Source organism: Altererythrobacter sp. B11 (genome assembly GCF_003569745.1).
In the GTDB taxonomy this organism is placed as follows: domain Bacteria; phylum Pseudomonadota; class Alphaproteobacteria; order Sphingomonadales; family Sphingomonadaceae; genus Croceibacterium_C.
Genome location: NZ_AP018498.1, coordinates 1,038,603 through 1,051,715, shown reverse-complemented (window position 1 = coordinate 1,051,715; position 13,113 = coordinate 1,038,603). Strand labels below are relative to the sequence as shown.

16 protein-coding genes, 1 tRNA gene and 1 pseudogene are annotated in these 13,113 nt (G+C 66.0%); 14 read left to right on the top strand and 4 right to left on the bottom strand.

Annotated elements, in window-relative coordinates:
- The first annotated feature begins 111 nt into the window (after nucleotides 1-111).
- Both AEB_RS05040 and AEB_RS05035 read left to right on the top strand, forming a co-directional pair.
- Entirely contained in the window at nucleotides 112-1,653 is a 1,542-nt protein-coding gene (locus tag AEB_RS05040; RefSeq protein WP_231958916.1) for a DUF389 domain-containing protein, read from the top strand.
- A 2-nt stretch (nucleotides 1,654-1,655) separates the two neighbouring features.
- Entirely contained in the window at nucleotides 1,656-2,051 is a 396-nt protein-coding gene (locus tag AEB_RS05035; protein ID WP_119082204.1) for an MAPEG family protein, read from the top strand.
- Between the two features lie 33 nt (nucleotides 2,052-2,084).
- Here the strand turns inward: AEB_RS05035 and AEB_RS05030 are convergent, their stop codons facing one another.
- The gene (locus tag AEB_RS05030) at nucleotides 2,085-3,812 is read right to left on the bottom strand and encodes a fatty acyl-AMP ligase (RefSeq protein ID WP_119082203.1); all 1,728 of its coding nucleotides are present in this window, start codon (nucleotides 3,810-3,812) and stop codon (nucleotides 2,085-2,087) included.
- Between the two features lie 130 nt (nucleotides 3,813-3,942).
- Between AEB_RS05030 and AEB_RS05025 the strand changes: the two genes are divergently transcribed.
- The 4 genes and pseudogenes from AEB_RS05025 to AEB_RS18365 all read left to right on the top strand — a co-directional run.
- Complete coding sequence (locus tag AEB_RS05025) at nucleotides 3,943-4,527, top strand: regulatory protein RecX (protein WP_119082202.1); 585 nt, start codon at nucleotides 3,943-3,945, stop codon at nucleotides 4,525-4,527.
- 4 nt (nucleotides 4,528-4,531) lie between these two features.
- The gene (locus AEB_RS05020; protein ID WP_119082201.1) at nucleotides 4,532-5,020 is read left to right on the top strand and encodes a DUF192 domain-containing protein; all 489 of its coding nucleotides are present in this window, start codon (nucleotides 4,532-4,534) and stop codon (nucleotides 5,018-5,020) included.
- A gap of 50 nt (nucleotides 5,021-5,070) precedes the next feature.
- Nucleotides 5,071-5,472: an NADH:ubiquinone oxidoreductase subunit NDUFA12 gene (locus tag AEB_RS05015; protein WP_119082200.1), complete on the top strand. Its 402-nt coding sequence runs from the start codon at nucleotides 5,071-5,073 to the stop codon at nucleotides 5,470-5,472.
- Nucleotides 5,473-5,624: 152 nt separating this feature from the next.
- A pseudogene (locus AEB_RS18365) lies at nucleotides 5,625-5,873 on the top strand (DUF2155 domain-containing protein); the annotation flags it as partial.
- Nucleotides 5,874-5,908: 35 nt separating this feature from the next.
- Here the strand turns inward: AEB_RS18365 and aat are convergent.
- Nucleotides 5,909-6,703, bottom strand: coding sequence for a leucyl/phenylalanyl-tRNA--protein transferase (gene aat, locus AEB_RS05005; RefSeq protein ID WP_119082199.1), 795 nt, complete (start codon nucleotides 6,701-6,703; stop codon nucleotides 5,909-5,911).
- 78 nt (nucleotides 6,704-6,781) lie between these two features.
- On the opposite strand from aat, the gene AEB_RS05000 reads away from it, so the two are divergent.
- Nucleotides 6,782-6,857: transfer RNA gene (locus AEB_RS05000), tRNA-Trp, on the top strand.
- A 143-nt stretch (nucleotides 6,858-7,000) separates the two neighbouring features.
- Nucleotides 7,001-7,168 (top strand): hypothetical protein, encoded by a 168-nt coding sequence (locus AEB_RS18135; protein ID WP_172592934.1) that lies wholly within the window; start codon nucleotides 7,001-7,003, stop codon nucleotides 7,166-7,168.
- Nucleotides 7,169-7,199: 31 nt separating this feature from the next.
- On the opposite strand, the gene AEB_RS04995 is transcribed toward AEB_RS18135, so the two are convergent.
- Nucleotides 7,200-8,714, bottom strand: coding sequence for an alanine/glycine:cation symporter family protein (locus tag AEB_RS04995; protein WP_231958915.1), 1,515 nt, complete (start codon nucleotides 8,712-8,714; stop codon nucleotides 7,200-7,202).
- A 231-nt stretch (nucleotides 8,715-8,945) separates the two neighbouring features.
- On the opposite strand from AEB_RS04995, the gene secE reads away from it, so the two are divergent.
- The 3 genes from secE (at nucleotide 8,946) to AEB_RS04980 (ending at nucleotide 10,111) form a co-directional block, all read left to right on the top strand.
- Nucleotides 8,946-9,140 (top strand): preprotein translocase subunit SecE, encoded by a 195-nt coding sequence (gene secE, locus AEB_RS04990; protein WP_119082198.1) that lies wholly within the window; start codon nucleotides 8,946-8,948, stop codon nucleotides 9,138-9,140.
- A 28-nt stretch (nucleotides 9,141-9,168) separates the two neighbouring features.
- Nucleotides 9,169-9,705 carry a transcription termination/antitermination protein NusG gene (nusG, locus tag AEB_RS04985; protein WP_119082197.1) on the top strand — a complete coding sequence of 179 codons (537 nt, stop codon included), beginning with the start codon at nucleotides 9,169-9,171 and terminating at the stop codon, nucleotides 9,703-9,705.
- 118 nt (nucleotides 9,706-9,823) lie between these two features.
- Nucleotides 9,824-10,111, top strand: a complete 288-nt coding sequence (locus AEB_RS04980; RefSeq protein ID WP_145985265.1) for a hypothetical protein — start codon at nucleotides 9,824-9,826, stop codon at nucleotides 10,109-10,111.
- A 369-nt stretch (nucleotides 10,112-10,480) separates the two neighbouring features.
- On the opposite strand, the gene AEB_RS04975 is transcribed toward AEB_RS04980, so the two are convergent.
- Entirely contained in the window at nucleotides 10,481-11,218 is a 738-nt protein-coding gene (locus tag AEB_RS04975) for a Crp/Fnr family transcriptional regulator (RefSeq protein ID WP_119082195.1), read from the bottom strand.
- 107 nt (nucleotides 11,219-11,325) lie between these two features.
- Here AEB_RS04975 and AEB_RS04970 point away from each other — a divergent pair, with 107 nt between their 5' ends.
- From AEB_RS04970 to rplA, 3 genes are all read left to right on the top strand, one after another.
- Nucleotides 11,326-11,577: a DUF6894 family protein gene (locus AEB_RS04970; protein WP_119082194.1), complete on the top strand. Its 252-nt coding sequence runs from the start codon at nucleotides 11,326-11,328 to the stop codon at nucleotides 11,575-11,577.
- Between the two features lie 344 nt (nucleotides 11,578-11,921).
- Complete coding sequence (rplK, locus tag AEB_RS04965) at nucleotides 11,922-12,353, top strand: 50S ribosomal protein L11 (RefSeq protein WP_119082193.1); 432 nt, start codon at nucleotides 11,922-11,924, stop codon at nucleotides 12,351-12,353.
- 4 nt (nucleotides 12,354-12,357) lie between these two features.
- The gene (rplA, locus tag AEB_RS04960; protein WP_119082192.1) at nucleotides 12,358-13,056 is read left to right on the top strand and encodes a 50S ribosomal protein L1; all 699 of its coding nucleotides are present in this window, start codon (nucleotides 12,358-12,360) and stop codon (nucleotides 13,054-13,056) included.
- Nucleotides 13,057-13,113: the final 57 nt, after the last annotated feature.

Genomic DNA, 13,113 nt, shown 5'->3' with positions numbered 1-13,113 from the left:
TGCCACTGTATTAGATATGCAAGACACGCATTTCAAGCGCGCCGCCACCCTGCTACCCCACCAGTCTAACGCGCTTTTGACTGGGAGGCGACCTGCGTGGCGAGCGAAGCCGTGAGTGAAACAGCAACGGACCCCGCAAACGGGACCAACGGCTTTCGTGACGTGGTCTATAGCTGGCTGCATTGGTGGCGCACCGATGTGGTCGGCACCGTCAACCAGGCCGAGGTGATCGCCCGCCGACGAGAGGAATGCGGGCTCAGCGCGCGCTACCTGCTGATGCTGGCGATGAGCGCGGGGATCGCCATCCTCGGCCTGCTGCTCTCCTCTCCCGCGGTGGTGATCGGCGCCATGCTGCTTTCGCCGCTGATGGGGCCGATCATGGGGGCGGGCTTCGGCCTCGCCATCGGCGATTTCCGCTGGATCAAGCAATCCTCGCGCTCGCTGGTGGTGGGTACGCTGCTCTCCGTCGGTTTCTGCGCGCTGGTGGTGATGCTCTCCCCGCTGCAGACGGTGACGTCGGAGATCGCGGCGCGCACCAAGCCCAATCTGTTCGACCTGCTGGTGGCGCTGTTTTCGGCCATCGCCGGCGCCTATGCGATGATCCGCGGGCGCGAAGGCACGGTTGTCGGCGTGGCCATCGCCACCGCCCTGATGCCGCCGCTGGCGGTGGTCGGCTTCGGCCTCGCCACCTTCAACTGGACGGTGTTCTCCGGCGCGCTGATGCTGTTCGTGACGAACCTGATGACGATTGCCTTCACCGCGGCGGTGATGGCGCGGCTCTATGGCTTCCGCACCACCCTGTCGGACCGGCAGACGCAGTTCCAGACCGTGTTGATCATCGCCGCCTTCGTGGCGCTGGCGATCCCGCTGGGCATTTCGCTGCGCCAGATCGCCTGGGAATCCAACGCCACGCGCCAGATCAACGCCGCCGTGGCCGATGCTTTTGACGATCGCGCGCGCCTTTCGCAGATCGATGTGAACTACAACACCCAGCCGATCCAGGTGTCCGCCACGGTGCTGACGCCCGAGCTCAAGAGCGATGCGGAGCGGGTGATCGCCCGTGCCACCAGCCGCCGCATCGGCGCGCCGGTGGAAGTGAAGCTGACCCAGTATCGCGTGGGTACCGATGCGCAGGCGGCCGAAGTCGCGCAGCTCGCCGCCGTGCAGGCCCAGCGCGAGGCCGATCTGCAGCGGGCGGAGGAACTGGCCGAGCGGCTCGCGCTGGTGGCCGGCGTGCCGGATAGCGAGGTGCTGGTGGACCGAGAGCGGCGCCGCGCCACCGTGCGGGCGAAACCGCTCGATGGCGCCTCCCTCGGCGCCTATTTCGAGCTGGAGCGCCGCATCTCCGGGCAGGAACCGGAATGGACGGTGCAGCTCGTGCCCCCCGCCCGCCCGCTGCCCCCAATCGCCTTCGAGGATGACGCGATGACCGACCGCGGTGCCGAAGCGCTGGCGCTGACGGTGTGGGCGGCGGAGCGGATCGGCGCGCCGGTGGTGATCTCCGGCCCCACCGACGCGGTGGAGGCCGTCCGCGCAGCGCTCGCGGCCAAGGGCGTGGCGGTAATCGCCCGGCCCAAGGGCTCCGGCTACGGCGAGGTGACTTTGCGCTGGGCCGCCCCCGACGAATCCCCCTCCGCCGATACGGGAGAATGACCATGCCTGCCGAACTGCTTGTCCTCGCGCTCGCCTGCCTCCTGCTGCTCGCCCATGTGCTGCTGGCGGGGTATTACAAGACGCAGCAATATGGCCGCGAATGGAACATGGGCGCGCGCGACGAGGACCTGCCCCCGCTCAACCACGTCGCCGGCCGGCTGGACCGGGCGCGGGGCAATTTCCTGGAGACCTTCCCCATCGCCGTGGCGGCGCTGCTGGGCGTGGTGCTCGCCGGCAAGGCCGGCCCGGTCAGCGCCGCGGCCGCCTGGGTGTGGCTGGCCGCGCGGGTGATCTACCTGCCGCTCTACTGGACTGGCGTGCCCAAGGTCCGCACGCTGGTGTGGGGCGTGGGGCTGCTGGCGCTGCTGGTGGTGCTCGGCGTGCTGCTGCTGGGCTGAGCGACGCCGCAAGGCGCCGCCCGGCCGGTTAGGTTACGCCGCCAGATTCAGCGGCTCGATCTCGCCCGAAAGATACAGCCGCTTGGCCTTGGCGCGGCTGAGCTTGCCCGAGCTGGTGCGCGGCAGGGTGCGCGGGGGCACCAGTTCGACCACGCAATTCATCCCGGTGATCGCGCGCACCTTGTCGCGGATCGTGTCGCGCAGCCTGATCCGCTCGTCCGGGTCGGACACGCGGCAATGCACCAGCACGGCAGGCGCCTCTTCCCCGTTCTCCATCTCGACGGAGAAGGCGGCGATGTCGCCATGGTTGAAGCCCGGCAATTGCTCCACCGCCCATTCGATATCCTGCGGCCAGTGGTTCTTGCCGTTGATGATGATCATGTCCTTCGCCCGGCCGACGATGAACAGATAGCCATCGGCCATGTAGCCCATGTCGCCCGTGTCCAGCCAGCCATCCACCAAGCATTCGGCGGTGGCTTCGGGATTGCGGAAATAGGAATGCATCACGCTGGGGCCGCGGCACCACACCTTGCCGATCTGCCGGTCCTTGCGCGCCTTGCCGCCTTCCCCGCGGATTTCCACATCCATATCGGGCAGCGGCTTGCCGCAGTTCACGATCGCGCGATAGCGCGCCGGGCGGGAGAGATCGCGCTTCGATCCCGACAGCCGCTCTTCCTCCACCAGTTCCACGCGGATGCCCTCGCCCGGGGGCATCACGGTCACGGCCAGCGTCGCTTCGGCCAGGCCATAGCTGGGGGTGAAGGCACTCGCCCGGAAACCGGCGGGCGCGAAGGCATTGACGAAATTCTGCATCACGTCGGGCCGGATCATGTCCGCGCCATTGCCCGCCAGCCGCCAGCGCGACAGGTCGAAACGTTCTGCCACATTCGACTGGCTGGAAATGCGCCGCGCGCAGATGTCATAGCCGAAGGTGGGGGAGTAGGAGAGCGTGTTGCCCTGGTTGCGGCTGATGAGATCGAGCCAGGCCAGCGGGCGGCGCGCGAAATGTTCGGTGCGCAGATAGTCCACCGACACCTGATTGGCGATCAGCGACAGGAAGCAGCCGACCAGCCCCATGTCGTGATACCACGGCAGCCAGCTCGCCACCCGGTCATTCTCCCCGATGTTCATCGAGGAGGCATGGCCATAGAGATTGTGCAGCAGGGCCCGGTGGGTCACCGCCACGCCGGTGGGGAAGCGGGTCGATCCGCTGGAATACTGGAGATAGCAGATGTCGTCCGGCTGGGCTTCGGGCAGCTCGGCCTCGGGCGCCTCGCGCTCGGCAAAGCTTTCCCAGTCGATGCCTTCGCAACCCTGCCGCACGGCGGCGGCACCGGCCATTTCAGAGATCTCAGCCGGATAGAGCAGGACTTTCGGATCGCAGCTTTCCAGCTGCACCGCCAGCTGCTCGATATAGTTTTCCTTGCCGCCGAAGGTTGTCGGCAGCGGCAGCGGCACGGGCCAGGCGCCGGCATAGACCGCGCCGCAGAACAGCGCCGCGAAATCCGGCCCCGTTTCCGCGATCAGCGCCACGCGATCGCCCTTTTCGACCCCGGCGGCAACCAGCCGGCGGGCCATCAGCAACGCATCTTCGCGCATCTGGCGATAGGGATAGACGCAGGTCAGCGTCCCGCGCATGTCGTGGAAATTCAGGCCCTTCTCGCTTCGGGCGGCATAGTCCACGGCAGCGTTGAAAGTGGCGAAATCCGCCCGGCGCCGGGGCAGCGGGCAGTCATTAGGAGTGGGGGTGAGTTCGGTCATATCTTCAGCTGGCAACCCGTCTTCTGCGCGCTGTGCGGCGCTCTCCCAATACAATACAGCGGCGCCGATAGCATACCGGCCCCGCGATAATCTTTCCCATTTGTCAACGACTGTGGCACGAATATGGCCAATGAGCGGCTATGAACAAGCACGCAACGGCCAGCGACGCAAGCCAAAGCCGCTGGATGAAGCCCGGCTGCGCGATCTGGCGCTGTCCTATATGGCCCGTTTCGCCACCTCCACCGGCAAGCTGGAAGCCTATCTGGCGCGCAAGCTGCGCGAGCGGGGATGGGAGGGGGAAGCCCCGCCCGATATTCCGGCACTGGTGAGCCGCTACGCCGGCCTCGGCTATGTGGATGATGAAGCCTATGCCCGGGCGAAGAGCGGCAGCCTGCTGCGCCGCGGCTATGGCCCGCGGCGCATCGGCGAAGCGCTCGGCGCGGCCGGGATCGACGCCGATCTGCGTGCCGACACGGCGCCGGGCGAAGCGGCACAGCGGCACGCCGCGCTGGCGCTCGCCCGCAAGCGCCGTCTGGGCCCGTTCGGCCGTGATGGCGGTGCGGCTGACCGTGCTCTCCGCGAAAAGCAGATTGCAGCGATGCTGCGCGCCGGGCACAGGGCCGATTGCGCGGTCGCCATCGTGGATGCGCCCAGCGCCGCCGCGGCCGAACAGTGGGCCGCAGAAGCCGATGATGAAGACGAGCGAGAGATCTGACCCCATGCGCGCCGTATTGCTTTCCGCCCTCCTCCCCCTGTCGCTGCTGGTGCCGGCCTGTTCCCCCCAGGCGGCGGAGCAGACGGCCGCGCCGGTGCCGGAGGTTTCGATCCACCCGATTTCCGGCCTCGAAGTGGTGCCGCTGTCCATCACCTCATCGGGCAAGACCCACCGCTTCCGCGTGGAAATGGCGCGCACGCCGCAGCAGCAGGCGCAGGGGCTGATGCAGCGCGAGACCATGGGCGCGGACGAAGGGATGCTGTTTCCCTATGCCCAGCCCCATACGCTGAGCTTCTGGATGAAGGACACCATCCTGCCGCTGGACATCATCTTCATCGGCACCGACGACAAGATCGTGAACATCGCCGCCAAGGCCGTGCCCTTTTCGGAAGAGCCGATCGTCTCCGACGGGCCGGCAGTCGCCGTGCTGGAGCTGAATGGCGGCCGCGCGGCCCAGCTGGGCATCAAAGCCGGCGACACGGTGAGCTGGTAGACCGCACAGACGCTTGCACCGGCTTGGCACTTCCGGCTAACGCGCGGGGCATGGGAATCCTCTCCAAGATCTTCACCTGGTGGGACGGTGCGACGATCGGCACCTCGCTGTTCAGCTCCATGAACGGGGAGCATGTCGGCACGGACTCGCTCGGCAACAAATACTACCGCTCCACCAAGCGGAAGACGGCAGGCGGGCTGGAACAGCGCTGGGTAATCTACAACGGCGCCAATGATGCCAGCCGCGTGCCATCCGAATGGCACGGCTGGCTGCATCATTCCTATGACGAGCTGCCGGAAAGCCATCTGCCGCCGCCGCGCATCTGGCAGGTGGATTATTCCCCCAACGCCACCGGCACGCCGGGTGCCTATCGCCCGACGGGGGCGCTGGAGAAGGGCGGCAAGCGCGCCCGCGCCACGGGCGATTACGAAGCCTGGACGCCGGAGGGGTGATTCGCGCCACGGCCGGCGCTGCGCTGCTGCTCTCGCTCGCCGCCTGCGGCAAGGGCGCGCCTGCTCCTGAACCCGAAAGCACCGTGGTGCCGGAAGAGCTGGCCGGTAAGCCCGATGCCGCCCCGGCAGTGGATAGCGGCGTGGGGACGCCCATGGCCGAGCGGGTCGCCACGCTGGGCCTGCTGAACAAGCGCAACAATCTGACGCAGGACATCACGCTGAAGCCGGGCGAATCGCGCCGGGTCGGCGATGTGGTCGTGCGGCTTTCAGCCTGCGAGCGGACGCCGCCGTGGGAAAGCCCGCCGGAAACGGGCGCCTTCGTGCAGGTGCTGGTGCAGGATCGCCCCGATGCCGATTCGCAGCCCGAATGGCGCCGCATCTTCTCCGGCTGGCTGTTCAAGAATTCGCCCAGCCTGAATGTGGTCGAACATCCGATCTATGACGTGTGGGTCAAGGATTGCGCGATGAGCTTCCCGGGGCAGGAAACGGCAGAGGCCCCATCGGCCGCGCCGCGCGCCGCGCCTTCGGCCAGCCCTTCCCCCACGGACACGCCTTCCCCCTCGCCCACGCCCGCAGAGGCAGCGCCGGCAGCGGCAGACAGCACCGCGGAATAGGCTTCGGGCAGCGACTGCGCGGCCGGGGCGGCGGTGGCTTCCGCCAGCAGCCGCAGATATTCGTCCCGCTCGATCTCCACCGCGCCAAGCGAGGCGAGGTGTTCGGTCATGAACTGGCAATCCAGCAGCAGGAAGCCCGCTCGCCGCAGCAGCACGACCAGCCAGCCGAGTGCGACCTTGGAGGCATCGGTGCGCCGGCTGAACATGCTTTCGCCGCAGAACACCCGGTCGAAGGCCACGCCATAGAGCCCGCCCACCAGCTCGCCATCCTGCCAGCATTCGATCGAGTGGGCATGGCCCGCCGCGTGCAGCGCATGATAGCTCTCGGCGATGCGGCGGCTGATCCAGGTTCCGGGATGGCCGGGGCGCGGCGCGGCGCAGGCGTGGATCACCTCGGCAAAAGCGGCATCGCAGGTGACGCGGAACCGGTCCTGCCGGATCGCCTTGGCCAGCGAGCGCGAGCAGCGGAAGCCGTCCAGCGGCAGGATCGCCCGCTCGCGCGGCTCCACCCAATAGACATCCTCGTCATCCCGGCTGTCGGACATGGGGAAGATGCCGCTGCGATAGGCGGCCAGCAGTAGTTCGAGGGGGATGGTTCTCTGCGCAGGGGCGTGCATGGGCGAAGGCTAGCAGGTGGCCTGCCGCTCGTCGCTTGCCAAGCGCGCATGCGGGCGATAGAGGCGCACCCCTGCTGCAGGAGTGTAGCTCAGTTGGTAGAGCGTCGGTCTCCAAAACCGAATGCCGGGGGTTCGAGTCCCTCCACTCCTGCCAGTTTCCGCCCCGCCCCCGTGTAACCGGGCGACGCCGGGGCGAGACTTCAACCCCTCGTAATTCCATTCGTTTTCAGCCCGCGCGCTGCGCAGGGCGGGAACCGCAACGGCAGGATGTGGGTTTTCAGCGGCAGAACGTGTCAAATGAGCAAGGACAACGCCATGTCGAGCCTGTCTTTCCGCAGTAGCCGCCCCGATTCCTGGACCATGCCGCGTCCCTATCGCGATGCCAGCCTGCGCTATGCCACCTATGGCCCGATCCGGCCGATGGAACAGCCCGGCCTGCTGGCCCGCCTGTTCGGCCGGGGGTAAGCCGCCGGGCCGGTGCCCCGAAGAGCCGGGATCAATATTCGTCCGGCTCTTCCGCCGTCACCTGCGTATGGTCCGCCCCCGCCCGGCGTTCCCCGCGGGCGAGGCGGAACACCACGCCTGACAGCAGCGCCAGCGCCAAGAGGTTTGGCAATGCCATGGTGGCGTTGGAGATATCGCCCAGCCGCCACACCGTTTCCGACGGCTGCACCGCGCCGATGAAGATCGCCAGGCACCACAGCACGCGCCAGGCGCGGTGCAGCAGCTTCTCCCCGCCGCGGGTCGATCCCGGCACGCGGTCGTAGAGGAAGGTGATCGCCCGCTCGCCATAGTATGACCAGGTGAGCAGCGTGGTGAACACGAACATGATCAGCGCCACGCCGGCGATCAGCGTGCCCAGCGGCACACCGCCAAACGCCAGCGGGAAGGCCGCAGCGAAGGCGCCGCTGGTCATGGCAAAGCCCGTGAGATCCGATTGCCAGGCGTGCTTCACCGCCGCCGTGCCGGCGTGGAAATCGCCTTCCACCGTCAGGATCACCAACGCCGTCATGGTGCAGATCACGATTGTGTCGATGAAGGTGCCCATCATCGCCAGCCGGCCCTGCAGCGCCGGATCGTCCGTCTGCGCCACGGCATGGGCGATGGGGGTAGAGCCCTGCCCCGCCTCGTTGGAGAACAGGCCGCGCGCCACGCCCGCGCGCACCGCCATGATCATGGCCGCGCCCACGAAGCCGCCGCTGGCGCTCTGCGCGTTGAAGGCGCCGGCGAAGATACGGCTGAAGGTTTCAGGAATATCCTGGATGTTCAGCAGGATCGCCACCACCGCCATGGCGATGTAGGCGCCCGCCATGAAGGGCACGATCTTGTCCGCCACATTGCCGATGGAGCGGATGCCGCCGATGATCACGATGAACACGGCGAAGGCCGTCACCAGCCCGCCGGCCCATTCCTCCAGCCCGAACAGCTCGTTCAGCCCGTCCGCCACCGCGTTGGACTGGATCGAATTGCCGGTGACGAGCGAGGAGAACAGCGTGCCAAGGCAGAACACCATCGCCAGCCAGGTCCATTTCGGGCCGAGGCCGATCATGATGTAGCTCATCGGCCCGCCGCGATAGGCGCCGTCGCTGGTCCGTTCGCGATAGCGGATGGCGAGGCTGCCTTCCGCGAAGGCCAGCGCCATGCCGATGAGGGCCGTGATCCACATCCAGAACACCGCGCCCGGCCCGCCCAGCGCGATCGCGGTGGCGACGCCGGCCAGATTGCCCGTGCCGACCTGCCCCGAAAGCGCGGTGGAAAGCGCCGCGAAGGGGCTGATCTCGCCCGCGCCGCTGCCCTTGCGGCTGGCGAACAAACCGCCGAAGGCGCTGCCCAGCTTCAGGATCGGCATGAACCGCAGGCCGATCATCATGTAGAGGCCGACGCCGAACAGCACGATCACCATGGGCGGGAACGGCAGCACCTCCTGCCCGGCAAAGGTGCCACCCCAGATGAAGTCAGAGACATTCGTCACATGGTCGAGAAAGGTCGCCCCGCTCTGTTCGCCCGTCACCCGCTGTCCCCGCTGTTCCCCAAAGAGACGGAGAGGCTACCGGTGCATGGCGCGCGGCGCCAGCCCTTGTTTCGCGGCGCAAGCCCCCGGCGGCTTGCCATTTTCCACCTGTGTCGCTACATCGCCTGCCGTCTTCCGACATCGGAGCTTCGCAGCCCCTCCCGGCATAAGCCGGGGCGGCGAAGGGCCTATGGCGGAAATGAAGGTTCATTATGCAAGGTCGATGACGAGATGGCCAAGGTCAGCCCAGCAGATTTCTTCAAGCAGGTCCGCAGCGAAGCCTCCAAGGTCGTGTGGCCGAGCCGCGAGGAGACCGTGCGCACGGCGATCTTCGTGGCGATCATGATGCTGATCCTCGCGGTGTTCTTCCTCGGGATCGATTCGATCTTCGGCTTCGTGGTGCAGCAGCTGCTCAAGCTGATCTGACGCGCGCAGAATTTACGGAAAGAGATACATGGCCCGCTGGTACATCATCCACGCCTACTCCGGTTTCGAAAGCAAGGTTCGCGATTCGATCATCACCGAAGCCGAACGGCTCGGCCTGTCCGAAGGCGTGGAAGCCGTGGAGGTGCCGACCGAAACGGTGACCGAGGTGAAGCGCGGGAAGAAGGTGCAGGTCGAACGCAAGTTCATGCCCGGCTATGTCCTCGCCAAGCTCAACATGACCGATGATGTCTATCACCTGGTCAAGAACACGCCGAAGGTCACCGGCTTCCTGGGCGCCGGCGGCAAGCCGCAGCCGATCTCCGAGAAGGAGGCCGCGCGCTATTTCGGCGGAGTGGAAGAGGCCAAGGCTGCCCCCAAGAAGCAGGTTTCAGTCGATTACGAGATCGGCGATCAGGTCAAGGTGCTGGAAGGCCCCTTCGCCAGCTTCAACGGCGTGGTGGAAGAGCTCGATTTCGACAAGCAGAAGGTCAAGGTCTCGGTCTCCATCTTCGGCCGCGGCACGCCGGTGGAGCTGGACTTCGAACAGGTCGAACTCGTCAAGTAAGCACGGCAGCGTCCCGCCGCGCCGGCCGCGCGGCGGATAATTTTCCGCCGTTCTTTACAAATATCAGCACTGCGACTCGCAGCGGCTTGCCATGCTGTGCTCCGGAAGGAGCGAAACCATGGGAAGAGGAGTGTTTTTCGAAAGGCTGCGCCGGCCCTCCGCAGCGTCGCGGAGTGTCGCCTGCAACACCTACCGGCTCAAGTTCCAGAGCGAGGACGGGCTGCCGGCCAAGGACATCGAATTCGAAGCCCACGACGCCTATGAGGCGCTGACGATCGCGCAACGCGAAGCGCGGACGAAATCGGTCGAACTGTGGCGAGAGGGCAAGCGGCTGTGCCTGATCACCCGCAATGAAGGCAGCTTCTGGGAAATCAGCGCACTGCCGGAACTGCCGGGCCAAGCCTAGCCTGCGCAGGCGGATTGCATCAGTTCAGCGGCGATCTTTAGAGTCGATGCAGAGGGTCCGGAGCGGCCGTGGAACCGTTACGAGCCGGCTGCGAACCAGACCGAAAAAGCGGCCTGCCGCTGCCGAATGCGCGCGTGGACAAATCCCAAACGTCCGAAAACGACCCCATTGCGGGCGGTGCCTCTCTCCCCTTCAGGGGAGAGATACGCAGGCTTGGCGCGGAGCGCCTAGCCGGAGTTGAGAGGGGCATGGGCAGTCCCTCCCCCTCTCCCAACCCTCTCCCAACCCTCTCCCCTGAAGGGGAGAGGGCTATGACCGCACTCCACCCCTTCTCTGCCCTTCACAAAACTCGGAATTTGTCCACGCCGCCTAGCGTTCTACGCCCGCCTCATGCCGCGGCAGGAGGTGGAAATAGCCGCGATCGAAGCCGGCGGCCTCTTCCAGCCCCGGCAGGTCCAGCACGGTCAGCACGCGCTCGCGCAATTCGATCAGGCCGCGCTGGCGCAGCTTCTGCAGCACGCGATTGGTGTGGACCGCCGTCAGCCCCGCGGCACTGGCCAGATCCTCCTGCGTCAGCGGGAAGGACAGCACATCGCCTGCCACCAGCCCCACCATGTCCAGGCGCATGTGCATTTCGCACAGAATGTGGGCGATCGCCTCGTAAGCGGTGCGCTGGCCGTTGTTGACCACCCATTCCCGCAGCACCGCCTCGTCCACCAGTGTGCTCCACCACAGCGCGCGGGAGAGGTTGGAGTTCTCCCGCGTGAGGCGATCGAGCGCCGGCGGCGAAAGCTGCGCCACCTTGCATGGGGTGAGCGTTTCGATCGCATGATCCATGCGGGCGAGGACGGTGATATGCATGTCGCAGAAATCGCCGGGAACAAGGAAACCGGTGAACTGGCGCGCACCCCGCCGCGTGAACTTGCACCGCGCGGCCCAGCCATCCAGGATCAGGTGAACGCAGGCCGGCCGCTCCCCTTCCGCTATGATCGCCTGCCGGGCGGGCAGATCATCTATCTGGAGCACCGCGTCATCGAGCGCCAATACGTCTTGATCGGTAAGCGCAGTAACATTCTGCAGTTTTCGCAAAAGCGGCAGAATCTTCATGGGCTATTAATGGCTCCCACTTACCATTTATCCCGGAGTAAACTTACTGGGCACGTCCTTACCAAGTCAATCGCGGCGATCGACAACGTGCTCAAATCAGTAGCAATATGCCACGATTCTTCATCGAAGTCGTCGATCATGCCGGCATTGCCGAAGATCATGTGGGGCTGGAATGCCGCGATTTCCCCCATGCCCGGCTGTGCGCGATCGAAGGCATACGGTCCCTGCTGGCAGATGAGATGCGCCAGGGACGGCTCGACCTCGGCGGCCGCGCGGTGATCATGGACGAAGCGCGGCGAGAGCTGGAAACCCTGCCCTTCACTGCCGCTTTCGAGACGATTCGCGAAAGCGACGGATAGGGCGGGCAGCGGTCATCTGGGCGGTGTCCTACACCCCCGCCGGACGCTATGGCGCAAAGGGTGACACATTGCCTTTCCCCCTTCCTGCCTCCGCTTCACAAGTCCTTGATCCAGCCGCAGATTTTTCTGCCATGAACCCTGTTCCAAGGTGTTCCAGCGTGTTCCAGCGAGAGGGCCCCGCCGCCGGCGGCGGGCGCTTGCATTTCGGGCCGGATTCGCTATGTGCGCGCCTTCCCTGCGACAGTTCGGGAACCCGTGCGGGAGAGGCATCCGTGCCTCGCTTGACCGCTTACCATGAGCCTGCCGTTTCCGGCGGCGGGCGACAGTGAGAAAGGAGGCCAGCGATGGCCAAGAAGATTACCGGCTATATCAAGCTGCAGGTGCCGGCCGGCGCCGCCAATCCCTCGCCGCCGATCGGCCCTGCCCTGGGCCAGCGCGGCGTGAACATCATGGAATTCTGCAAGGCCTTCAACGCGGCCACGCAGGAGCTCGAAAAGAGCATGCCGATCCCCACGATCATCACGGTCTATGCGGATCGCAGCTTCACCTTCGAAACCAAGACCCCGCCCGCCAGCTTCCTCATCAAGAAGGCCGCGAACCTCAAGTCGGGCTCCAAGGAGCCGGGCAAGACTTCGGCCGGCAAGATCGCGCGCTCCAAGCTCGCCGAGATCGCCGAACTGAAGATGAAGGATCTGAACGCCAACGATATCGAGCAGGCGACCAAGATCATCGAAGGCTCTGCCCGCTCGATGGGCCTCGAAGTGGTGGAGGGCTGAACCCATGGCGAAGCTGACGAAGAAGCAGAAGTTCCAGGCCGGCAAGGTCGAGGCGGAAAAGCTCTATGGCTTTGACGAAGCGCTCGCCCTGCTGAAGGATCTGGGCAGCAAGAAGTTTGACGAGACGGTCGAGGTCGCGATGAACCTCGGCGTCGATCCGCGCCATGCGGACCAGATGGTGCGCGGCATGGTGTCGCTGCCCTCCGGCACCGGCAAGGACATCAAGGTCGCCGTGTTCGCCAAGGACGCGAAGGCGCAGGAAGCGCTGGATGCGGGTGCCGACAAGGTGGGCGCCGAAGACCTGATGGAAGACATGCAGGCCGGCAATCTCGATTACGATCGCGTGATTGCGACGCCCGACATGATGGGCGTGGTCGGCCGCCTGGGCAAGCTGCTGGGCCCCAAGGGCCTGATGCCGAACCCGAAGCTGGGCACCGTCACCCCCAATGTGGGCCAGGCGGTGAAGGATGCGAAGGGCGGCCAGGTGGAATTCCGCGTGGAGAAGCAGGGCATCATCCATTCGGGCATCGGCAAGCTCTCCTTCACGGAAGAGCAGCTGAAGGTGAACTTCAAGGCGCTGACCGACGCCATCGTGAAGGCCAAGCCCTCGGGCGCGAAGGGCAAGTATGTCCGTCGCATCTCGCTGAGCTCGACCATGGGCCCGGGCCTCAAGCTCGACACGACGGAGGTGGAGGGCGCCTGAGCCCTTCCCCGCAAGCAATCACCAAGGGGCCGGGAGGAGCGATCCTTCCGGCCTTTT

What these genes read in the sequence shown, in the direction of transcription:
- AEB_RS05030 (WP_119082203.1), bottom strand. Translation starts at nt 3,812, where the DNA reads ATGACCGAACTCACCCCCACTCCTAATGACTGCCCGCTGCCCCGGCGC.
- AEB_RS05020 (WP_119082201.1), top strand. Translation starts at nt 4,532, where the DNA reads ATGCGCGCCGTATTGCTTTCCGCCCTCCTCCCCCTGTCGCTGCTGGTG.
- AEB_RS18135 (WP_172592934.1), top strand. Translation starts at nt 7,001, where the DNA reads ATGAGCAAGGACAACGCCATGTCGAGCCTGTCTTTCCGCAGTAGCCGC.
- AEB_RS05025 (WP_119082202.1), top strand. Translation starts at nt 3,943, where the DNA reads ATGAGCGGCTATGAACAAGCACGCAACGGCCAGCGACGCAAGCCAAAG.
- AEB_RS05035 (WP_119082204.1), top strand. Translation starts at nt 1,656, where the DNA reads ATGCCTGCCGAACTGCTTGTCCTCGCGCTCGCCTGCCTCCTGCTGCTC.
- nusG (WP_119082197.1), top strand. Translation starts at nt 9,169, where the DNA reads ATGGCCCGCTGGTACATCATCCACGCCTACTCCGGTTTCGAAAGCAAG.
- AEB_RS04975 (WP_119082195.1), bottom strand. Translation starts at nt 11,218, where the DNA reads ATGAAGATTCTGCCGCTTTTGCGAAAACTGCAGAATGTTACTGCGCTT.
- AEB_RS04970 (WP_119082194.1), top strand. Translation starts at nt 11,326, where the DNA reads ATGCCACGATTCTTCATCGAAGTCGTCGATCATGCCGGCATTGCCGAA.
- rplK (WP_119082193.1), top strand. Translation starts at nt 11,922, where the DNA reads ATGGCCAAGAAGATTACCGGCTATATCAAGCTGCAGGTGCCGGCCGGC.
- AEB_RS04980 (WP_145985265.1), top strand. Translation starts at nt 9,824, where the DNA reads ATGGGAAGAGGAGTGTTTTTCGAAAGGCTGCGCCGGCCCTCCGCAGCG.
- AEB_RS05015 (WP_119082200.1), top strand. Translation starts at nt 5,071, where the DNA reads ATGGGAATCCTCTCCAAGATCTTCACCTGGTGGGACGGTGCGACGATC.
- rplA (WP_119082192.1), top strand. Translation starts at nt 12,358, where the DNA reads ATGGCGAAGCTGACGAAGAAGCAGAAGTTCCAGGCCGGCAAGGTCGAG.
- aat (WP_119082199.1), bottom strand. Translation starts at nt 6,703, where the DNA reads ATGCACGCCCCTGCGCAGAGAACCATCCCCCTCGAACTACTGCTGGCC.
- secE (WP_119082198.1), top strand. Translation starts at nt 8,946, where the DNA reads ATGGCCAAGGTCAGCCCAGCAGATTTCTTCAAGCAGGTCCGCAGCGAA.